Origin of the sequence: Streptomyces yokosukanensis, assembly GCF_001514035.1 — a bacterium.
GTDB classification, from domain to species: Bacteria; Actinomycetota; Actinomycetes; order Streptomycetales; family Streptomycetaceae; genus Streptomyces; species Streptomyces yokosukanensis.
In genome coordinates, this window is record NZ_KQ948226.1 from 21848 (window position 1) to 43045 (window position 21198).

Annotated in this window: 13 protein-coding genes; 10 read left to right on the forward strand and 3 right to left on the reverse strand. The window is 73.8% G+C overall.

All coding sequences use genetic code 11. The annotated features are described in order from the left end of the window. Positions 1-68: 68 nt before the first annotated feature. Complete coding sequence (locus tag AQI95_RS36765) at positions 69-2561, reverse strand: SpoIIE family protein phosphatase (protein ID WP_067134537.1); 2493 nt, start codon at positions 2559-2561, stop codon at positions 69-71. A 195-nt stretch (positions 2562-2756) separates the two neighbouring features. On the opposite strand from AQI95_RS36765, the gene lanKC reads away from it, so the two are divergent. The 4 genes from lanKC (at position 2757) to AQI95_RS36785 (ending at position 9136) form a co-directional block, all read left to right on the forward strand. Further along, on the forward strand, positions 2757-5360 hold the full coding sequence (lanKC, locus tag AQI95_RS36770; protein ID WP_067134539.1) for a class III lanthionine synthetase LanKC: 2604 nt from the start codon (positions 2757-2759) through the stop codon (positions 5358-5360). A gap of 50 nt (positions 5361-5410) precedes the next feature. Next, positions 5411-5527, forward strand: a complete 117-nt coding sequence (locus tag AQI95_RS36775; protein WP_067134540.1) for a SapB/AmfS family lanthipeptide — start codon at positions 5411-5413, stop codon at positions 5525-5527. Positions 5528-5627: 100 nt separating this feature from the next. Next, positions 5628-7385: an ABC transporter ATP-binding protein gene (locus tag AQI95_RS36780; RefSeq protein ID WP_067134542.1), complete on the forward strand. Its 1758-nt coding sequence runs from the start codon at positions 5628-5630 to the stop codon at positions 7383-7385. Then, positions 7385-9136: an ATP-binding cassette domain-containing protein gene (locus AQI95_RS36785; RefSeq protein WP_159056642.1), complete on the forward strand. Its 1752-nt coding sequence runs from the start codon at positions 7385-7387 to the stop codon at positions 9134-9136. The genes AQI95_RS36780 and AQI95_RS36785 overlap by 1 nt, the downstream gene beginning before the upstream one ends. Positions 9137-9158: 22 nt before the next feature. Here AQI95_RS36785 and AQI95_RS47565 read toward each other — a convergent pair whose 3' ends face one another. Next, positions 9159-9767: a response regulator transcription factor gene (locus AQI95_RS47565; protein ID WP_067134544.1), complete on the reverse strand. Its 609-nt coding sequence runs from the start codon at positions 9765-9767 to the stop codon at positions 9159-9161. 379 nt (positions 9768-10146) lie between these two features. Between AQI95_RS47565 and AQI95_RS36795 the strand changes: the two genes are divergently transcribed. Next, the gene (locus AQI95_RS36795; protein WP_425264950.1) at positions 10147-12297 is read left to right on the forward strand and encodes a SpoIIE family protein phosphatase; all 2151 of its coding nucleotides are present in this window, start codon (positions 10147-10149) and stop codon (positions 12295-12297) included. A 201-nt stretch (positions 12298-12498) separates the two neighbouring features. Here AQI95_RS36795 and AQI95_RS36800 read toward each other — a convergent pair whose 3' ends face one another. Next, positions 12499-13941 (reverse strand): S1 family peptidase, encoded by a 1443-nt coding sequence (locus AQI95_RS36800; RefSeq protein WP_067134546.1) that lies wholly within the window; start codon positions 13939-13941, stop codon positions 12499-12501. A gap of 199 nt (positions 13942-14140) precedes the next feature. Here AQI95_RS36800 and AQI95_RS36805 point away from each other — a divergent pair, with 199 nt between their 5' ends. The 5 genes from AQI95_RS36805 (at position 14141) to AQI95_RS36825 (ending at position 21182) form a co-directional block, all read left to right on the forward strand. Next, positions 14141-14554, forward strand: coding sequence for a PaaI family thioesterase (locus AQI95_RS36805; RefSeq protein WP_067134548.1), 414 nt, complete (start codon positions 14141-14143; stop codon positions 14552-14554). Between the two features lie 455 nt (positions 14555-15009). After that, positions 15010-15225, forward strand: coding sequence for a hypothetical protein (locus AQI95_RS36810; RefSeq protein ID WP_067134550.1), 216 nt, complete (start codon positions 15010-15012; stop codon positions 15223-15225). Between the two features lie 101 nt (positions 15226-15326). Further along, positions 15327-16133 (forward strand): HlyD family efflux transporter periplasmic adaptor subunit, encoded by an 807-nt coding sequence (locus AQI95_RS36815; protein ID WP_067134552.1) that lies wholly within the window; start codon positions 15327-15329, stop codon positions 16131-16133. Then, complete coding sequence (locus AQI95_RS36820; protein WP_067134554.1) at positions 16130-18364, forward strand: NHLP family bacteriocin export ABC transporter peptidase/permease/ATPase subunit; 2235 nt, start codon at positions 16130-16132, stop codon at positions 18362-18364. The genes AQI95_RS36815 and AQI95_RS36820 overlap by 4 nt, the downstream gene beginning before the upstream one ends. A 1-nt stretch (position 18365) precedes the next feature. Next, complete coding sequence (locus AQI95_RS36825; RefSeq protein WP_067134556.1) at positions 18366-21182, forward strand: NHLP bacteriocin export ABC transporter permease/ATPase subunit; 2817 nt, start codon at positions 18366-18368, stop codon at positions 21180-21182. The last annotated feature ends 16 nt before the right edge of the window (positions 21183-21198 follow it).

The window sequence follows — 21198 nt, forward strand, 5'->3', positions numbered from 1 at the left end:
GCCGAAACGCCCCCGCGAACGCACCCGAGTGGCCGTCAGCCGCCCCCCGCGGGACCGGCCGTGGCCGGTCAGCCGTCCGGGGCGGAGCCGCGGGGCGGCCGTTCGGCGAGCGCGAGGTCCGCCCACACCTGTTTGCCGCCGCTGACCGGGAGCGTGCCCCAGGCCGCCGACACCGCCTCCACCAGGAGGATGCCCCGGCCGCCCGTGGCCTCCCAGCCGATGCTGGGGGGCTTGACGGGGCTGCGCGGGGAGGAGTCGGCGACGGCGAGCCGCAGCCGGTGGTTGATCAGGCTCATGTCGAGGCGGACCTGGCCGTCGGTGTGCACGAGGGCGTTGGTGACGAGTTCGGAGACCACGAGCAGTGCCGTGTCGAGGGTGTCCTGCGGGACGTCCCAGCCGCGCAGGGTGCGCCGGGTGAAGCGGCGGGCGTGCCGGACCGCCTCGGGTACCCGCCACACCGTCCAGCTCTCGCGCAGCGGGCGTACGGCCATGCCGTCGTAGCGCATCAGCAGCAGGGCGACGTCGTCGGCGCGACGGGCACCGGTGAGCAGCGCGTCGGCGGCCAGCCCGAGGTGCGCGGGGTCGGCGGCGGCCAGCTCGGCGGCGAACCGGTCCATGCCGACGTCGATGTCGGCGTCCGGCGACTCCACCAGCCCGTCGGTGGTCAGCGCGATCACCGTGCCGGGCAGCAGCCGCAGCGGGGTCATCGGGAAGTCGGCCTGGCCGAGCACACCGAGCGGGGGCCCGCCCTCGGCCCGGACGATCTCCGTGGTGCCGTCCGGGTGGCGCAGCACGGGCTGCAGATGTCCGGCCCGCACCACCCAGGCGGTGCCCTGCTCGATGTCGACGTCGACATAGGTGCAGGTGGCGAACAGGTCGGTCTCCATCTCCAGCAGCAGCCGGTTGGCGTGCGCCACGACCACGTCCGGCGCGTGGCCCTCGGCGGCGTAGGCGCGCAGCGCGGTGCGCATCTGGCCCATCAGCGTGGCGGCGCCCGCGTTGTGGCCCTGCACATCGCCGATGACGAGGGCGACGTGATGGTCGGCGAGCGGGATCACGTCGTACCAGTCGCCGCCGACCTCCAGGCCCGCCGTGGTCGGCAGGTACCGGGCGACGGCGACCGCACCGGGCAGCCGGGGCAGCCGGCGCGGCAACAGGGTGCGCTGGAGCATGCCGACGAGTTCGTGCTCGGCGTCGAAGGCGTGGGCACGCAGCAGGGCCTGGCCGGTGAGGCCCGCGCAGGCGGTGAGGAGGGCGCGTTCGTCGGCGCCGAAGTCGTGCGGGCGGTCCCAGCCGATCAGACAGGCGCCGGCCATGCGGCCGCCGGCGGGCAGCGGCAGCACGGCGAGGCCGCCGGGGCCGACCTCGGCGAGGGCGGGTTCCAGCGGGCTGCCGGCCGGCCAGATCCGGGCGCGGCCCTCGCGCAGCGCGGCGGCCAGCGTGGGCATCGCGCGCACCGGCGCGTCCGGCCATTCGGTGCGCCATTCGCTGCGCCACAGCTCGGGCCAGGCCTCGGGGCCGGGCGGGTCGAGGACGGTGACGACCAGCCGGTCGTTCTCCAGTTCGGCGAGCGCGATCCGGTCGGCCTGCAGCGGCCCGCGCAGCGCGGCGACGACGGCTTTGCCGACGTCCTTGACGGTGCCCGCGGTGGCGAGCGCGGCGGCCAGGCGCTGCACCCGGGCCACGTCGGTGACGTCGGAGCGCAGGGTGGAGGCGTCGGCGACGGTGCCGACGAGCCGGGCGGCACGGCCCTCGCCGCCGGGCAGCAGCCGGCCGCGCAGCCGCAGCCAGGTGGGCGGGCCGGAGGGCTGCAGGATGCGGAACTCCAGCTCGCGGTCGCCGATGGACATGTGGTCGGCCTCGACGACGGACATCAGCGCGGGCAGGTCTTCCGGCACCGTGCGCCCGAGCAGGGTCTCGACACGGCCGTCGAAGGCGTCCCGGCCGAGCCCGAACAGCCGCAGGATGTCGTCGCCGACCTCGACCCGGCCGCTGTCCATGGCCAGGCTGAAGGCGTCCGGTGGCAGCTCACCGCCGTCGCCCGCGAGAGCGGCCGGGACGGGGACGGCGACCGCGCGGGCGATCAGCTCCAGGCAGGCGCGGTCGTCGGGGCCGAAGCCGCCGGGGCGCTCGGTGACGGCCAGCAGGCAGCCGGCGCCCGCCGGGCCGAGCGGGAGCACGGCCACGGAGAAGTCCGGGGACGGGGTGCGCCGGGCCTCGGGGCAGTCGGCCAGTTCCGCGGGGCCGAGCCGGACCGGGTGGCCGGTGCGGTGCGTCTCGGCGACCGGGGAGCCGCCGGTCGCCGGATAGCCGTCGCGGAGCCCGTACAGGGTGCGCGGCAGGCCCGCCGACTCGGCGAGGAGCAGCTGGGACGGGTCGTCGCCCGGCGTGTACACCCCGACGAAGGCGGCCCCGGCCAACACCAGCGCCTGTTCGAGGACCCGGCGCAGCCGGTCCGGCGTGGCGGGTGCCGCGGTGAGGGTGTCCAGGGCGGCTTCGGCACGCTCCGGCGCCGTTCGCGTTCCGCTGACCGCAGCGCCCTCACTGACCACGTTCGCCATTACAGCGCGTACGGGCCTGCCGCGCAGCCCCTGTGGACCCTCCGGATGCTCCGGGACGTCCGGTTCGTTCGAAAGGCGCCGAACGCATCTTGACTCGTGCGTTCCGCACGGTGCCCTCGTGACAGACGTGACTGTCCGCGACCTTCCGGCTCCTGTCAGTGTCTTCTCCGGTCACACGACGAGGGGCGGAGGCGCATGGACAAGCGGTACGAGGTGTACGCGCTCGCCGACGGACACTTCTACGACACGCCGGACCGGCTCGCGGGGGCGGGCGGGGATCCGGCACCGCTGTTCGCGACGGCGTGTCGCACCGTCCCGGCGAACTGGCACGCGGCACGTTCCGGGGACTGGCTGACGCTGACCCCGACGGCCGCCGACGGCGCGCCGCTCGACGCGCCGGCTCAGGGCTGGAAGATCCACTCCTCGGCGACCGCCGCGAACGCGGAACGGATCGCCGCCCTCGTGTGGGACTACTGCGTGCCGCGCCGCATCCCCTTCAAGTTCGTGCCGGGTCCGCACCTGTTGCACCTGCGCAACGCCAAGTACGCGGGCCGCGACACCAGCGGCAAGTTCGTCACGGTCTACCCCGCGGACGAGGCGCAGCTGCACCGGACGCTGAGTGAACTGGGCGCGCTGCTGCAGGGTTTCGAGGGTCCGTACATCCTCACCGACCTGCGCTGGCACGACGGTCCGCTCTATGTCCGCTACGGCGCCTTCGCCCGCCGGTACGTCGTCGACGAGCGCGGTTCGCTGGTCCCCGCGGTCACCGACGGCGAAGGCCGGCTGGTGCCGGACCGGCGGGCCCCGTCCTTCCAGGTGCCGGCCTGGGTGACGCTGCCGGAGTTCCTGCGGCCGCACCTCCAGGCCCGCAACACCACGACGGTCGGTGACCTGCCGTACCGCATCGACAAGGCGCTGCACTTCTCCAACGGCGGCGGGGTGTACGCCGGTACCGACACCCGGGACGGGCGGCGGGTGGTGCTGAAGGAGGCACGGCCGCACGCGGGGCTCGCCGCCGACGGCGCGGACGCGGTGGCCCGGCTGGAACGCGAGAAGGCGGCGCTGGAGCGGGTCGCCGGGACCGGTGCGGTGCCCGAGGTGCGGGACTGGTTCACCCTCGGCGACCACCGGTTCCTGGTCATGGACCACCTGGCGGGCCGTACGCTCAACTCCTTCTTCGCCGAACGGCATCCGCTGCTCACGCCCGACCCGGACCCGGCGCGGATCGCCGCGTACACGGCGTGGGCGCTGCGGATCAACGCGGCGGTGGAGCGGGCGGTGGCGGCGGTGCACGCGCGCGGGCTCGTCTTCAACGACCTGCACGTGTTCAACATCATGGTGGCCGAGGACGAGGAGTCGGTCTTCCTCATCGACTTCGAGGCCGCCGCTCCCGCCGAGGAGCATGCCCGGCAGACCGTCGCCCACCCCGGCTTCTTCGCCCCGCCGGACCGCCGCGGCACCGACGTCGACCGCTATGCCCTGGCCTGTCTGAGGCTCGCCCTGTTCCTGCCGGTGACCACGCTGTTCGTGGTGGACCGCGGCAAGGCCGCGCATCTCGCCGAGGTGATCGCCGAGCAGTTCCCGGACGTACCGCGCGCCTTCCTGGACGAGGCGGTCGCGGAGATCACCCGGGACGCCTCGGGCGGACGGCGCAGCCGCCCGGCCCCGCCGGTGGTCCCCGGTGACTGGCCCTACAGCCGGGACTCGATGGTGAAGGCGATCCTCGCCTCCGCCACCCCGGAACGCACCGACCGGCTCTTCCCGGGTGACATCGCCCAGTTCTCCGACGGAGGCGGACTCGGGCTCGCGCACGGCGCGGCCGGCGTGCTCTACGCGCTCCACGCGTCCGGGGGCGGCCGCTACGACGAGGGCGAGCGCTGGCTGCTGGACCGCACCGCACCGCCCCCGCCCGGCACCCCGCTCGGCCTGTACGACGGTCTCGCGGGCGTCGCCCTGGTGCTCGAGCGACTCGGCCACCGGCAGCGGGCGTTGGACCTGATCGACGGCGTCCTGCGGGAGAACTGGCGCAACCTCGCCGCCGACCTGTACGGCGGACTCGCCGGGCTCGGCCTGGTCCTGGACCGGCTCGCGGACACGACCGGCGAGGCCGCCCTGCGCCAACACGCCGCCGAGGCCGCCGACATCCTCCTACGGCGGCTGGCCGAACCGGTCCCGGACACCCCGCGCCGGCGCGCCGGACTGCTGCGCGGCGCGAGCGGGCCCGCGCTGTTCCTGCTGCGGCGGTACGAGCAGACCGGTGACGGCCGCTGCCTGCAGGCGGCGGGCGTGGCGCTGCGCCGGGATCTGGACTGCTGTGTCACCCAGAAGGCGGGCGGCGGCCTGGAGGTGGACGAGGGCTGGCGGACGCTGCCCTACCTCGGCGACGGCAGCGTAGGGATCGGCCTGGTCCTCGACGATCATCTGGCGCACTCGCGGCACGTCGAGTTCGAGCGCGCCCGAGCAGCCATCCTGACCGCCGCCACCTCCCGTTTCTACGCCCAGCCCGGCCTCTTCCAGGGTCGCGCCGGAATGATCCTGCACCTCGCCCGCAGCTCGGCGCCGGAAGCGGGTCCGCAGCGGCTGGAGCAGCAGATCGCGGGGCTCGGCTGGTTCGCGATGGACTACCAGGGCCAACTGGCCTTCCCCGGGCACCAGATGATGCGCCTCTCCATGGACCTCGCCACCGGCACGGCGGGCTGTCTGCTCGCACTCGCCGCGGCCCGCGACGGCGCCCGCACGGCACACCTGCCCTTCCTCCCGCCGCCACCGGCGGCCTCCACACGCGGCTCCGCGCTCTGACGGAGTCGTGACACCACCCCGTCCCCGAACCAAGGGAAAGGACCACCACCATGGCACTTCTCGACCTGCAGACCCTCGAGTCCGACGAGCACAACGGCGGCGGCGGCGCGAGCACGCTGAGCCTGCTCTCCTGCGTCTCCGCGGCGAGCGTCCTGCTCTGTCTCTGACCGGGCCGCTGAGTCAACGGCTCCGGACGGCTCCCTCCCGTGCGGGAGGGGCCGTCCGGAGCCTTCCCGTTCCGGTCCGACCCGAGCGAGGCCCCCGCCGATGAACTCCCGCCACGACAGCGCCGCTTCGGCGCCCGGCCGTACCCTCTCACGCGCGGTGCTGCGCCAGGGCGGCGCCCGCTGTGCCGCGCTGTGCGCCGTGAGCACGGCCGCCACGGCTGCCGGGCTGCTGCTGCCCGCACTGCTCGGCCACACCCTGGACCTGCTGCTGGCCGGCGCCCCGGTCGCCCGCTGGGTCGGCGGCTGTGCCGGTGTCGTCCTGCTGCTGGCCCTGCTGGACGGCTGCGCGAGCGTGCTCGGCGGCGTCTGCGACGCACAGGCCACCGCATGGCTGCGCGGCCGGCTCACCGGACATGTCCTGGCGCTGGGCCCGCGCGCCGAGGCCCGGTTCGGCGCCGGCGACCTGGTGGCGCGGCTGATCGGCAACGCCGCGCAGGCCGGGACGGCGCCGGGCGCGCTGGCCGCGCTGCTCGCCGCCCTCGCCGGGCCCGTCGGGGGTGTGGTGGCGCTCGGCCTCATCGACCCGTGGCTGGCGGCCGTGCTCCTCGCGGGAGCGCCGGTACTGGCCCTGCTGCTGCGCGCCTTCGCCCGGGACACCTCGGCGTGCGTGGCCGACTACCAGCGGGTGCAGGGCCGGATCGCCGGCGCGCTCGCGGAGGCGGTCGGCGGCTTCCGTACGATCCGGGCCGCGGGCGCCGAGGACCGCGAGACGGCCCGGATCCTGGCCCCGCTGCCCGAACTGTCGCGTGCCGGGCACCGCATGTGGCGGGTGCAGGGCCGGGCCGCGGCGCGGGCGGTCACCGTGGCACCGCTGCTGAACCTGGGTGTGCTGGCGGTGGCCGGGCTGCTGCTGGCCCGGCACCGGCTGTCGGTGGGCGAGGTGCTGGCCGCCTCCCGGTACGCGGTGCTCGCCACGGGCGTCGGCGTGCTCGTCGGGCAGCTGGCCGTACTCGGCCGGGCCCGCGCGGCCACCGGCCGGCTCGCCGAGGTGCTGGCCGAGCCCGCCCCCGGCCACGGCACCGGCGGGCTGCCGCCCGGCAACGGCCGGCTGGAGCTGCGGGCGGTCGGCGCGCTCCGGGGCGGACGTACCGTCCTGGACGCGGTCGACCTGACCGTGCCGGGCGGCACCACCCTTGCGGTCGTGGGCCGTTCCGGCGCCGGCAAGTCCCTGCTCGCACAGATCGCCGGCCGGCTCGCCGACCCCGACGCGGGCGAAGTGCTCCTCGACGGCGTCCGGCTGCGCGACCTCGCCCACGGCGAGCTGCGCGACGCCGTCGCCTACGCCTTCGAGCGCCCCGCCCTGCCGGGCACGACCATCGAGGACACCATCGCCTTCGGACGCACGGCTGCCACGCCGGACGCCGTACGGGCCGCCGCCCGCCGCGCCCACGCCGACGACTTCGTGCGGCGCCTTCCCGACGGTTACGCCACCCGCACCGCCGACGCGCCCCGCTCCGGCGGCGAGTCCCAGCGCCTCGGCCTCGCCCGCGCCTTCGCCCACGGCGGCCGGCTGCTGATCCTCGACGACGCCCTGTCCAGCCTCGACACGGTCACCGAGCACCGGATCACCGAGACCTTGCTGGCCGCCGACGCGGGCCGTACCCGCCTGCTGATCGCCCACCGCGCGACGACCGCGGCCCGCGCGGACCGGGTCGCCTGGCTGGACGCCGGCCGGGTCAGGGCGGTCGGGACACACCGGGAGCTGTGGCGGGAGGCGGAGTACCGGGCGGTGTTCGCGGGCGACGCCGCAGCGGACGCCGGCGTCGGGGACGAGGCCGGGACGGAGGCGCGGAGCTGATGCACGTGCGCGGGCGGGCGGGCCGGTTTCTGCGGGCGCGGTGGCGGGTGCTGGTCCGGCTCGGTGCGTGGTCCGTGCTGGAGGCGGGGCAGACCTTCGTCGTCGGATACGCCCTCGCGCGGGCCCTGGACACCGGCTTTCTGGCCGGGAACGCGCGAACCGGCCTGCTGTGGCTGGGGGCCGCGGGGCTCGCCGTGTGCGCCGCGGCGTACGGGACCGGGAGGGTGTACGGCGTGGTCGCCGCGCTGGTCGAGCCGGTCCGGGACCGGCTGGTGCGGGCGGTGGTCGCGCGCGGGGTGCGGGAGGCGGACGCGGGGGCGCTGTCCGGCCTCACCCAGCAGGTGGAGATCGCCCGGGACACGCTCGCCGGTGTGGTGATGGTGACCCGTTCGTTCCTGTTCACCGCCGTCGGCGCCCTGATCGGTCTGTGTTCGCTGGCCCCGCTGCTGCTCGCGGTCGTCGTGCCCCCGCTGCTCGCCGGGGTGGCCCTGTTCGCCGCGACGCTGCGAGCGCTGGCCCGGCGGCAGGAGGCGTTCCTCGCCGCCGACGAGGCGCTGGCCCAGGAGCTGGGCGCGGTGGTTCCGGCACTGCGGGACGTCACCGCGTCCGGCGCCGAGGAGCGTGTCGCCGACACCGTAGGGGAACGCATCGAGGCGGAACTGCGCACCGCGCGCGCCCTGGCCCGCCTGGGCACCGCCCGGGTGGCCGCCCTGGCGGTGGGCGGCGAACTGCCGGCGGTCCTGCTGCTGGTCACCGCGCCCTGGCTGCTCCGCCACGGCGTCACCCCGGGCGCCCTCGTCGGCGCGCTCGCCTACGTCACACAGTCCCTGCTCCCGGCCCTGAACAACCTCGTCCACGGCCTCGGCACCAGCGGCTCCCGTCTGACGGTCGTACTCCGCCGACTGACTGTTCGACGCCCCGAGGGCCCTGAGACGGCGACCCCCCTCCCCTCTGCCTCCGAGGTCCCCTCGGGCGCACGGACCACCGAGCGCGAGCCGGGACGACGGCCCCAGCCCTCACCCGCCCTCTCCCTCGCCGGTGTCACCTTCGCCTACGGACCCGCCGGCGAACCCGTCCTCGACGACTTCGACCTCACCCTCCCCGAAGGCGGCCACCTGGCCGTCGTAGGCCCGAGCGGCATCGGCAAGTCGACGCTCACCGGCCTCGTCGCCGGCCTGCTCACACCGGTGCGCGGCTCGGTTCGGTCGTACGGGCGTCCCGTACGGCCGCCGGAGGCAGCGGCGCCGCGGGCCACCGTGCTCATCCCGCAGGAGGCGTACGTCCACACAGGCACCCTGGCCGAGAATCTGGCGCTCCTGCGCGACCGTCCCGTTCCGGAGGGAGAACTCCTGGCCGCCGCCGACGCGGTCGGGCTGACCCCGCTGCTGGAGAAGCTGGGCGGCCCCGGCGCCACGGTCGCCCCGGCGGAGCTGTCCGCAGGTGAGCGACAGCTCATCGCACTGACCCGCGCCTACCTCTGCACCGCCCCGCTGGCGCTGCTGGACGAGGCGACCTGCCATCTCGACCCGCAGGCGGAAGCGCGCGCCGAGCGGGCCTTCGCGGCGCGTCCGGGCGGCACGCTGATCGTCGTCGCACATCGGATCAGCTCCGCCCGCCGCGCCGCCCGGATCCTCGTCATGGACGGCGCGCGCACCACCTGCGGCACCCACGCGGAGCTGCTGCGCGCCTCGGCGCTGTACCGGGACCTGGCCGGCGCCTGGACGGCCCGTCCGGCACCGGTGCCCCGTTAGTCACACCCACACCTCGCCTCACTCACACCCACCCCTCGCCCCGCGATATGCGAATCGCGTCGACGCGGTTGCGCGCGCCGGTCTTGCGGGTGATCGACGCCATGTAGTTGCGGACCGTGCCGTGGGACAGGTGCAGACTGCCGGCGATCTCCCCGATCGACGCGCCGGCAGCCGCCAGGGACAGCACGCTCAGCTCGCGTCTGGTCAGCGGCATCTGGGCGGCCTTGAGGAACCCGAAGCCCAGTGACGCATCGATGAAACGTTCCCTCCTGGCACCGGACCGGATGGCGCCCACCAGCCGGTCCGGCGAGCCGGCCTTGTCGACGAAGCCGAGCGCCCCCGCCTCGGCGGCGCGCTTCAGCAGCCCCGGCCGGTTCGCCTGGGCCAGCACCACGAGCGCCGGCGGTCTGCCGCCGGTACCCGGCGGGCACAGCTCGCCGAGCGGCGGCACCCCTTGGCCGTCGGCCCAGTCGAGGTCCGCCGCGCACACGTCGGGGCAGAACGACCGCACCCGTGCGTCGGCGTCGCGCCAGGGCGTGTCGTCCACGTCCAGCCCCGGTTCCCTGCGCAGCCACTCGGCCAAGATCGATCGCACCAGACACGCGTCGTGCACCAGAAGCACCCGGATCACTGCCCCGCCCCCTCGCATGGTCCCCCCACGCCCGTTCCTCGTCGTCACTCGCGCTTCGGCGTTCCGCGCCCTGGTCGCCCCTCGCGGCCCGCCGTGTCCCGCACCCTGACCCGGGCGCGGAAAGCGCGTGCCCATTCTTGGGCGCGGTCACCGTCTGCGGGCGCGGAGATCCGGCCATCAGGGTGCGCGGGGGCGCACACGACGCGCCCGTACGCCACCCGCGCTTCCGTTCCACGGGCATGGGCGCGGGCGGACGGGGGTACCGGGAGGTGTCCCCTCGGGAGGGGTCGTGCGCCCGGGCCGAGCCCGCTCGCCGTGCGCGGCGCGCTCCCGCGAGGGAATCTTGTCCCCAGGAGGCGCGACGCTGCCGCGCGAGGAGGTGGTCGCCGTGTCCGACGGGCCCGGGCCGGAGCCGCCACCGGCGGGCGACGAGGTACCCGCAACCCTGCCGGTGCTGTCGCTTGCGCTGGTCTCGATGATGCAGGAGGTGCGCGCGCACTCGGGCGCCGTGTATCTGCTCAGGCCCGACGAATCGGTCCTGGAGATGGCAGTGCACGCGGGCATGCCCCGGGCGTTCGCGGCGCCGTGGGAGCGGGTCGGGCTGAGCGCGCCGATCCCGGTCGCCGACGCGGCGCGCGAGCGGCGGCTGGTGTGGGTGGGCGGCGAGGAGGACATGGCCCGCTGCTATCCGCGTATCGCGGTGGTGCTGCCGTACCCGTTCGCGCTGGCCGCGCTGCCCGTGGCGACGCAGGAGCGGGTCTACGGCGCGGTGTTCGTGACCTGGCCCGGGGCCCATCCGCCGAAGCTGTCCGACGGGGAACGCGACCATCTGTGGGCGGCCTGCGAGCGGCTCGCGCTGCGGCTGGAGCGGGCCGCGGCGGAGGACGGACCGCTGACCGACGAGGGCGACATGGTGGCGACGCCGGTGGCGGGCGTGGCGGAAACGCTGGGCTCGGTGGAGGCGGCGCGGATGGTGTCCCGGCTGCCGTACGGGCTGGTGTCGCTGGATCTGCACGGCCGGATCGCGTTCGTCAACGGGGCCGCGGCCGAGCTGCTCGGCCGATCGACCGGGGAGCTGCTCGGCACACCGCCGTGGGTGTCGGTGCCCTGGCTGAACGACCCGATGTACGAGGACCGCTACCGGGGGGCGCTGCTCAGCCAGCGGGTGACGTCGTTCGTGGCGCTGCGCCCGCCCGGCGAGTGGCTGTCGTTCCGGATGTATCCGAGCACGACCGGGCTCAGCATGCGGATCAGCCGGGTCAAGGCGGTGGCGGAGATCGCCCACGAGGCGCCGCAGACGGACGTGTCCCCGTCCCGGTTGGTGACGATCTCGCAGGTGCTCGGCCTCGCGGGCGCGCTGACCGAGGCGGTCGGGGTGCAGGACGTGGTGCAGCTGGTCTGGGACGAGGTGGCCGCGGCGGTCGGCAGCCGGGCGCTGGCGATCCTCGGCACGCAGGGCGGGCGGCTGCATGTGCTGGGGCACCGCGGGTACTCCGATCCGCACACCGTGGAGCGGTTCCACGGGCTGCCGCTGAGCGAGCGGACGCCGGGCACCCATGTGCTGAACAGCGGGGTGCCGGCGTTCTTCGACTCGCAGGAGGAACTGGAGCGGCTGTATCCGGGCCGTGAGGAGACTCCGGACGGCTTCGCGGCCTGGGCGTATCTGCCGTTGATCGCGTCCGGGCGGCCGGTGGGCACCTGTGTGCTGGCCTACACCGAACGGCATGTGTTCCCGGCCGACGAGCGGGCCGTGCTGACCTCCCTGGGCGGGCTGATCGCACAGGCGCTGGAGCGGGCCCAGCTCTACGACGCCAAGCACCGGCTCGCGCACGGGCTCCAGCAGGCCCTGCTGCCGCACTCGCTGGCGCCGCCGCCCGGCATCGAGGCGGCCGCCCGCTATCTGCCGGCCACCCACGGCATGGACATCGGCGGCGACTTCTACGACCTGGTGCCGACCCTGCCGCTGACGGCGGCGGTGATCGGGGACGTCCAGGGGCACAACGTGACCGCGGCGGGCCTGATGGGGCAGATCCGCACCGGGGTCCGGGCGTACACCACGGTCGGGCAGGCCCCGCACGAGGTCATGAGCAGCACCAACCGGCTGCTGATCGACCTCGGCACCGAGTTGTTCGCGAGCTGTCTGTATCTGCGGCTGGACCCGGCGCGCGGGCGAGCCGTCATGTCGCGGGCGGGGCATCCGCCGCCGCTGCTGAGACGGCCGGACGGACGGGTGCGGGTGCTGGACCTGGCCGGCGGCCCGCTGCTCGGGATCGACGCGGCCGCGGTGTATCCGACGACCGAGGTGTCCCTCGCGCCCGGATCGGTGCTCGTGCTGTACACCGACGGCCTGGTGGAGGCGCCGACCATCGACATCGAGGACGCGCTGGTCAGCCTCGGCGGGCTGCTGTCGGAGATCGGCGACCAGCCGCTGGAGCAGCTGGCGGACGAGGTCGTCCGGCAGAGCGCGGCGGCCCGGGAGCGGACGGACGACGTGGCGGTACTGCTGCTGCGGGCGCGTGAGCGCACCTGACGGGCTTCGCCAACGGGCCCGGGGAGAGACTGCTGGGTACCGGGGGTGAGACGGTCCGGCCCTCCCGCCAGGGGGGCCGGACCGTTCCCCGCCGCCGACCGGCCCCGCGGGAGAGGCCGGTCGGGGAGTCGCGCGGGCGGGAGCGGCCACGACGGCGCCGCGGTCCGGCGGCGGCGCATCGCGGCGCTCCGCGCCGAGCGGTCAGTGCGAGCCGGTCAGCGACGAACCGTCGCCGGCGGAGCCGGTGCCGGACGGGTCGCTCGCGCCGGATCCGCTGCCGGACGGGTCACCGGCCGAGGCGGACGGGTCGGCGGAGCCGCCGATCTGGTCGCCGCCCGCGCCGGACTGGTCGCCCGCCGAGGCCGACGGGTCGGCGGATCCCGACTGGTCGCCCGCGCCGTTGCCCGCGTTGCCTCCGTTGCCCGCGTTGCCGCCGTTGCCCGCGTTGCCGCCGTTGCCGCCGTTGCCTCCGTTGCCTCCGTTGCCTCCGTTGCCTCCGTTGCCTCCGTTGCCGAGGGTCGCGCCGGTGGCCTGGAGGGCGGCGGTGACCGGCTGGAAGAAGGTCTCTCCGCCGCTGGTGCAGTCGCCGCTGCCGCCGGAGGTGAGGCCGACGGCGCCGCCGTCCTGGGTGAACAGGGAGCCGCCGCTGTCGCCGGCCTCGGCGCAGACGTTGGTCTGGATGAGGCCGTTGACGGTGTCGGTGCCGCCGGGGTTGGTCTCGCTCTGGAAGTTGACGGTGGCGTCGAGGCCGGTGACCTGGCCGTTGTGCAGCCCGGTGGTGGAGCCCATGCGGAACACGGTCTCTCCGACGGTGGCGTCGGCGGCCTGGGTGATCTGCACGGTCTGGCCGTTGCCGGCGTTGACCTCGCTGGGCGCCTGGGTGTTGGGGTCGGTGTACTTGACGAGCGAGAAGTCGTTGCCGGGGAACTTGGCCTGGTCGACGGTGGCGATGGGCTGGCCGTTCTGGGAGTCGGACCAGTCCTTGGCGGCGACCCCGCAGTGACCGGCCGTCAGGAAGGCGGGGCTGCCGTCGGAGGCGGTGACGTTGAAGCCGAGGGAGCAGCGCACGCCGCCCTGCTGGGTCTGGGAGAAGATGGCGTCGCCGCCCGAGACGAAGGTCTTGAAGCTGCCGGCGGACTTCTTCAGGGTCGCCATGCCGGTGCCGAGGCCCTGAACGGTCGACTGCAGTCTGTTCCACTTGGCGCCGGTGACGGTGGAGTCGGCGGTGACGAGGACCTTGTTGGTGCGCGGGTCGACGGCCCAGGAGGTGCCGGGGATCGTCGCCTTGGTCTTCAGCGTCCCGGCCGCGGCCTTGAGGGCGCGGGTGCTGTTCTTCACCTGGCGCACGACAGCGCCCGCGTTCTTCGCCTGGGCGATCACATTGTGGTCGCCGCTGACCACATTGACGACGAGTTGCTGCTTGGCACTGTCGTAGTACGACCCGGCGAAGGCGTCACCGAGGATCTTCTGGACCTGGGCTGCGACGCCGGAGGCCTGGGTGGCCTTCAGCGTCCTGGCGCTGCCGGTCGCCGCAGCGTTCGCGTCGTTCTTGTCCTGTGAGGCGTTGGCGTTCGGCAGCAGGAGGGCCGCCGCTCCGAGCGCCGCGACACCGCCCACCGCTATCGCTGCCTTGCGCTTGGGCATTCGCTTGTGACTCAAACTTCTCGACCTCCTGGGACGGGGGGCCTGCCGCTGACGGGCAGTTCGTATCGGGGCGCCTGGTTGGCCGTACGTACGCACCCGCCGGACGGTGTGTTCAATTCCGTTTCGCAACGGCCGTACCGGGCGGGCGAATCGGCCACGCCACGCGTGTCCCGCGGGGCAGCCGGGAACAATCCCCCATATGACGATGACCCCCGCGGAAGCCGACAAGATCCTCTCCGACTGCTTCGCCCCCTGGGTGCTCGATCTCGGGCTGCGCGTCGAGGCGGTGGGCGAGGACCGGGCGGTGCTGCTACTGCCCTGGTCGCAGCGGCTGGCCCGGGAGGGCGGGGGATTGTCGGGGCAGGCGCTGATGGCCGCCGCCGACACGGCGACGGTGATCGCGGTGTCCGGCGCGCGGGGCGGTTTCGTGCCCATGACGACGGTTCAGCAGTCGACGTCGTTCCAGCGGGCGGTGACCGGTTCGGATGTCCGGATCGAAGCGGTCCTGACGAAACTGGGCCGCCGGACGGCCTTTGCGGACATCACCCTGAGCGACGCCGACTCGGGGGCGCTCGCGGCACGGGCGAGCACGGTCTACGCGATTCTGGGCTGACACGGTCCGCTACCGATCAGTAACGGTCCGTTCCGACCATGATGCGGAATCCATGCTTCAGGGAATCTACACATTGAATACTCAACCAAGTCACTGACGCCTTGGGATCTGCACATCCGCGCGCCCCCCGGCACTCCTTTGGCGTGGAGTGCCGGATTCGCCGCCCCGCGGACAAGAGGCCGGACGCACCGATGCCGTGCGGACTGTGAAGGAGTCGCCGACGTGGCGTGCGCACGCCTGCACGGATGAACCCCCGCGTGACTCAAGTGCCCTGGTGAGAGCCCTGTTTGATTGGAAGCCCGCGCCCGCTGCGTGCTTTGATCCATCGCACCGCGGGGGTCGCGGCGGGCTTCCGGAGACGGGGGCCCGGCGCCCGCGGTCGCGGCCGTCCGTCTGTCCCCAGAGGGGGCCGCTCCCCCCTTGTGAAATATCCGTATAGGAAGGGAAGTTCCATCATGAACTCCACCCCCCAGGTTGAGACCGTCGAGATCTCGGACGCCGAGCTGGACAACGTCTCCGGCGGTCTGTCCGTGAACGCCCTCAACACCGTGACCGGCGCCGTCAACGGCATCGCCCCGGTTTCCGGTCTGGTCAACACCGCCATCGGCACCGTCGAGGGCGTCACCGGCCTGAACGTTCAGCCGGTCACCGACCTGGTCGCCGGTCTCTGATCGCACCTCGTCGCAACGGAAGTCCCGGAGCCGCAGCCCGGCTCCGGGACTCTCGGATGCCCTGAAACACCAGCGTCTCTCCCACAGGTGAGGGAAGTTCCGTGCAGTTCCGCCAACAGGCCCTCGCCAAGCTCCAGTCACCGGAAGAGCTGGACCTGCCGGTACGGCTGGCCCGCCCCCAGGGCTGGCTCGCCCTCGGCATCACCGTCGTCGTCATGGCGGCGGCCTCCGTCTGGGCGGTGACCGGTTCGGTCGCCTCCACGGTGGGCGCACCGGCCATCCTCACACACGGGCAGGGCAGCTATCTGCTCCAGAGCCCGGTCTCCGGCCAGGTCACGGCCGTCCTCGCCCGGCAGGGCGAACGACTGCCGGCCGACGCACCCGTGCTCAAGGTCCGTACGGCTCAGGGCGATTCGGTCGTCCGCACGGTCGCCGCGGGCCGCGTCACGGCGCTCGCCGCCACGATCGGACAGATCATCCAGACCGGCACGAACGTCGCCGCCGTGGAGAAGGTCGCACACGCCTCCGACCCGCTGTACGCGACCGTGTACGTGCCAGCCGAGAACGCCGCCGCCATCCCTGCGCACGCCTCCGTCGACCTCACCGTCTCCTCGGTGCCGACACAGACGTACGGCGTGCTGCGCGGGCAGGTGAAGTCGGTGGACCGCTCCGCGCAGTCCGCCCAGTCGATCTCCGCGTTCCTCGGCGACAGCCAGCTCGGCGAGCAGTTCACCCGCAAGGGCCGCCCGGTGGCCGTGCTCGTCGCCCTCGACACCGCACAGCGCACGAAGAGCGGCTACCGCTGGTCCACCACCGACGGGCCGCCGTTCCGGCTCGACTCCATGACGCTCGCCTCCGGCTCGATCAAGCTGGCCGACCAGCATCCCGTCGATTGGCTGCTCCCGTGACCGTTCAGACCGAAGGCACCCGGGGTACCCACGGCCGCAGACGCGCCGCCCCCGCCAAGCGGCCGGTCCCCAAACCCCGTGGCGGCACGGTCCGTACGCCCACCGTGCTGCAGATGGAGGCCGTCGAGTGCGGCGCCGCCTCCCTCGGCATGGTCCTCGGCCACTACGGCCGGCACATCCCGCTGGAGGAGCTGAGGATCGCCTGCGGTGTCTCCCGCGACGGCTCACGCGCCTCCAACCTGCTGAAGGCGGCGCGCAGCTACGGCCTGACCGCCAAGGGCATGCAGATGGACCTGGCCGCCCTCGCCGAGGTGCGGGCGCCGGCCATCCTGTTCTGGGAGTTCAACCACTACGTCGTCTACGACGGCATGGGACGCCGCTTCGGCCGGCGCGGGGTCTACATCAACGACCCCGCCAAGGGCCGCCGGTTCGTGCCGATGGAGGAGTTCGACGGCAGCTTCACCGGTGTGGTGCTGGTGATGGAGCCGGGCGACGGCTTCACCAAGGGCGGGCGCAGACCCGGGGTGCTCGGCGCGATGCCGGCCCGGCTGCGCGGCACCGCCGGTACCCTGCCCGCCGCCGTCCTGGCCAGCCTGCTGCTGGTCGCGGTCGGCGCGGCCGTGCCCGCGCTCAGCCGCACCTACATCGACATGTTCCTCATCGGCGGCCAGACCTCCCTGCTGGGCGTGCTCTTCGCCTCGATGGCCACCTGTGTGCTGCTCACGCTGGTGCTGACCTGGCTGCAGCAGGCCAATCTGCTGCACGGCCGGATCATCTCCTCCACCCTGTCCAGCGCCCGCTTCCTGCGCCATCTGCTGCGGCTGCCGGTCACCTTCTTCTCCCAGCGCTCACCCGCCGACCTGGTGCAGCGCCTGCAGTCCAACGACCAGGTCGCCGAGACCCTGGCCCGCGACCTCGCGGCGGCGGGCGTGGACGCGATCGTCGTCGTGCTCTACGCCGTGCTGCTCTACACCTACGACCCGCAGCTGACCTTCGTCGGCATCGGCGTCGCCCTGCTCAACATCGTCGCCATGCGGCTGGTCGTACGACTGCGCGCGACCCGTACGGCGAAGCTGCGCGCGGACACGGCACGGCTGACCAACACCTCGTACACGGGCCTTCAGCTGATCGAGACGATGAAGGCGACCGGCGGTGAGGACGGCTACTTCCGCAAGTGGGCCGGTCAGCACGCCGCCACCCTGGAGGAGCAGCAGCGGCTCGGCGTGCCGAGCGCCTGGCTCGGGGTGGTCGCGCCGACGCTCGCGACGTTCAACAGCGCGCTGATCCTGTGGATCGGCGGCCTGCGCGCGGTCGAGGGACATATCTCGGTGGGTCTGCTGGTCGCCTTCCAGGCGCTGGTCACCCGCTTCACCGCCCCGCTGACCCGGCTCAACGGCGTGGCGGGCCGCATCCAGGACTTCGCGGCCGACGTGGCCCGGCTGAAGGACGTCGAGAACTTCCAGGCCGACCCGCTCTACGCGCGCCCCGGCGGCGGCGACTCCACGCGCCGGCTGCACGGGCATGTCGAGCTGGAGAACGTCACCTTCGGGTACAGCCCGCTGGACCAGCCGCTGCTGACCGGCTTCGACCTGACCGTGGGCCCCGGGCAGCAGGTGGCGCTGGTCGGCGGCTCCGGCAGCGGCAAGTCGACCGTGTCCCGGCTGATCTCGGGCCTGTACGCACCGTGGGACGGGGTGATCCGCATCGACGGCCGCCGCCTGGAGGACATCCCGCGAGGGGCTCTTGCCGCCTCCGTCTCCTTCGTCGACCAGGACGTGTTCCTCTTCGAGGGCTCGGTCCGCGACAACGTGGCGCTGTGGGATCCGTCGGTCCCGGACGAGGCCGTGGTGGAGGCGCTGAAGGACGCGGCCCTGTACGAGGTGGTGATGCGCCGGCCCGGCGGCATCCACAGCAAGGTCGAGCAGGACGGCCACAACTTCTCCGGCGGCCAGCGCCAGCGCCTGGAGATCGCACGGGCGTTGGTGCGCCGGCCGAGCATCCTGGTGCTGGACGAGGTGACCAGCGCGCTGGACGCGGAGACCGAGCTGGTCGTGATGGACAACCTGCGCCGGCGCGGCTGCGCCTGTGTGGTGATCGCGCACCGGCTGAGCACGGTCCGCGACAGCGACGAGATCGTGGTGCTCCAGCACGGCGCGGTCGTCGAGCGCGGGCGGCACGAGGAGCTGGTGGCGCACGGCGGCACGTACGCCGCGCTGGTCAGGGAGCGATGAGATGACGACCGTCGGCGAAGGCGACCTCGTTCTCGGTGCGCTGGGGTCCATGGGCACGCGTATCGACTGCGCGGGCTTCAACCGCCTCGACCTCGAAGGCCCGCAAGTGCTGTGGGTGGTCGCGGCCGGTGCCCTGGACCTGTTCGCGGTGGACGCCGTCCAGCAGGGCCACTGGCACCATCTGGGCCGGCTGGAGGCGGGCGCGCTGCTGCTCGGCCCGGTCGCCGGACCCCAGCACACCCTGGTGGCCCGCCCGGTCCGGGACTGCGTGGTGCACCGCATCAGCCTGCGCGAGCTGTACCAGCCCGCGAACACCCAGACGTGGTCGTACGACGAGTACGGCAACCCCCAGTACGTGCCGCCCGCCACCAGCCCGCTGGAGTACGCGGTCGCGCTCGGCGTCGGGCGCGGCCTGTCCGTCCTGTTCCAGGCGCCGATGGCCGAGGAGCGCGCGGCGACGCCCACGGACGACGACGTGTTCTGGATGCAGGTGCCGCCGGGCAGCGTCCAGTACGGCTCGCTGTACGGCGCGGAGGCCGCCGCCGACCTGCTGATGGACCCGGCGCTGTGGCAGTCCATGGTCGACCAGCAGTACCGGCTGCTGACCGCCCTGGACCGCTGGATCGAGCAGCTGGAGCGCACCCACGAGACCCGTACGGCGGCCGGGATCAAGGCCGGTGAGGAGGTCCGCGCCCAGGCCGACCGGACGCTGCTCGCCTCCATCGGCAAGCGCTCGGCCCGCCGCACCACGGCCGCCGACGCGGATGCCGGGTACGCGGCCTGCAAACTGGTCGCCGAGGCGGCCGGCATCACCCTGGCGCAGCCCGCGCAGAGCGGCACCGAGAGCGAACGCCTCGACCCGATCGAACGGGTGGCGCTCGCCTCCCGGGTGCGCACCCGGGCCGTACGGCTGCAGGGCCGCTGGTGGCGGGAGAACGTGGGCCCCCTGGTCGGGCACCGGGCGCTGTCCGGGGCGCCGGTCGCGCTGCTGTGGCGGCGCGGCGGGTACGTGGCCGTCCATCCGGGCACCGGACGCGAGACACCGATCGAGAAGGCGAACGCGGAGGAGTTCGAGCCGCGCGCGGTGATGTTCTACCGGCCGCTGCCCGACAAGGCGCTCTCGCCGCTCGGCCTGCTGCGGTTCAGCCTGCGCGGCACCCGGGGCGATCTGCTCGGCCTGCTGGTCGCGGGCCTGGTGACGGTGGCGATCGGCGCGCTGGTGCCGATCGCCACGGGCAAGGTGCTCGGCGAGTACGTGCCGAGGGCGCAGGAGGGCCTGATCGTCCAGGTGTGTCTGGCCGTGATGGTGAGCGGGGTGGTGGCGGCGGCGTTCACGCTGCTGGAGAACCTGTCCATCCTGCGTCTGGAGGGCAGGATGGAGGCCGCGCTGCAGCCCGCCGTCTGGGACCGGCTGCTCAGGCTGCCCACCCGGTTCTTCACCCAGCGCTCCACCGGTGAACTCGCCAGCGCCGCCATGGGTATCAGCGCGATGCGCCGGCTGCTGGCGGGGGTCGGCCCGGTCGTCGCGCAGTCCGTGACGGTCGGTGCGATGAACCTGGGCCTGCTGTTCTGGTACAGCCCGACGATGGCCACGGCGGCGATCGGCATGCTCGTCGTCATCGCGGCCGTCTTCCTGGGGCTCGGGCTGTGGCAGGTGCGCTGGCAGCGGAAGCTGACGGTGCTCGGCAACAAGCTGAACAACCAGGCCTTCCAGACCCTGCGCGGACTGCCCAAGCTGCGGGTGGCGGCGGCCGAGAACTACGCCTACGCGGCCTGGGCGCGGGAGTTCGCGCGCAGCCGGGAGCTGCAGCAGAAGGCCGGCCGGATCAAGAACCTCACGACGGTGCTCGGCGGGATCTATCTGCCGGTGTGCACGCTGTTGATGTTCATGCTGCTGGCGGGCCCGGCGAAGGGCGCGATGTCGGCGGCGGACTTCCTCACCTTCAACACCTCGGTGACGATGGTGCTGACGTCGGTCACCCAGCTGACCGGCTCCTTCGTCTCCGCGGTGGCCGCCCTGCCGCTGTTCGAGGAGATCAAGCCGGTCTTCGAGGCGACGCCCGAGGTGCGGGAGGCGAGCACCCGGCCGGGTCCGCTGACGGGTGCGCTGGAGGCCCGGCGGCTGTCGTTCCGGTACACCGACGACGGCCCGCTCGTCCTGGACGACGTGTCCTTCGCCGTGCGGCCCGGTGAGTTCGTGGCGGTCGTCGGGCCGAGCGGCTGCGGCAAGTCCACGCTGCTGAGGCTGCTCATCGGCTTCGACAGGGCCGTCTCCGGCAGCGTCCTGTACGACGGCCAGGACCTCGCGGCACTGGACCAGTCGGCCGTCCGGCGCCAGTGCGGGGTCGTGCTGCAGCACGCGCAGCCCTTCACCGGCTCCATCCTGGACGTCATCTGCGGCACCGAGCCGTACACGCCGGAGGAGGCGATGGCGGCGGCGGAGATGGCGGGGCTCGCGGAGGACATCAAACGGATGCCGATGGGCCTGCACACGATCGTGGCCGCGGGCGGCGCGATCTCCGGCGGTCAGCGGCAGCGCCTGATGATCGCCCAGGCCCTGATCCGGCGCCCGCGCATCCTGTTCTTCGACGAGGCCACCAGCGCCCTGGACAACGACACCCAGCGCATCGTCATCGACAGCACCCGCAAGCTGAACGCCACCCGCGTCGTCATCGCGCACCGCCTGTCGACGGTCCTGGACGCCGACCGGGTGGTCGTGATGGAGGACGGCAAGGTCGTCCAGCAGGGCAGCCCGGCCGAGCTGCTCGCCGACACCACGGGCCGTCTGCACGAGCTGGTGCGCCGGCAGCTGACGTAGCATCCGGCGCGGCGGG

Excerpts from the sequence above, each read along its gene's own strand:
- AQI95_RS36765 (WP_067134537.1), bottom strand. The coding sequence starts at position 2,561 with ATGGCGAACGTGGTCAGTGAGGGCGCTGCGGTCAGCGGAACGCGAACG.
- lanKC (WP_067134539.1), top strand. The coding sequence starts at position 2,757 with ATGGACAAGCGGTACGAGGTGTACGCGCTCGCCGACGGACACTTCTAC.
- AQI95_RS36775 (WP_067134540.1), top strand. The coding sequence starts at position 5,411 with ATGGCACTTCTCGACCTGCAGACCCTCGAGTCCGACGAGCACAACGGC.
- AQI95_RS36780 (WP_067134542.1), top strand. The coding sequence starts at position 5,628 with ATGAACTCCCGCCACGACAGCGCCGCTTCGGCGCCCGGCCGTACCCTC.
- AQI95_RS36785 (WP_159056642.1), top strand. The coding sequence starts at position 7,385 with ATGCACGTGCGCGGGCGGGCGGGCCGGTTTCTGCGGGCGCGGTGGCGG.
- AQI95_RS36800 (WP_067134546.1), bottom strand. The coding sequence starts at position 13,941 with ATGCCCAAGCGCAAGGCAGCGATAGCGGTGGGCGGTGTCGCGGCGCTC.
- AQI95_RS36805 (WP_067134548.1), top strand. The coding sequence starts at position 14,141 with ATGACGATGACCCCCGCGGAAGCCGACAAGATCCTCTCCGACTGCTTC.
- AQI95_RS36810 (WP_067134550.1), top strand. The coding sequence starts at position 15,010 with ATGAACTCCACCCCCCAGGTTGAGACCGTCGAGATCTCGGACGCCGAG.
- AQI95_RS36825 (WP_067134556.1), top strand. The coding sequence starts at position 18,366 with ATGACGACCGTCGGCGAAGGCGACCTCGTTCTCGGTGCGCTGGGGTCC.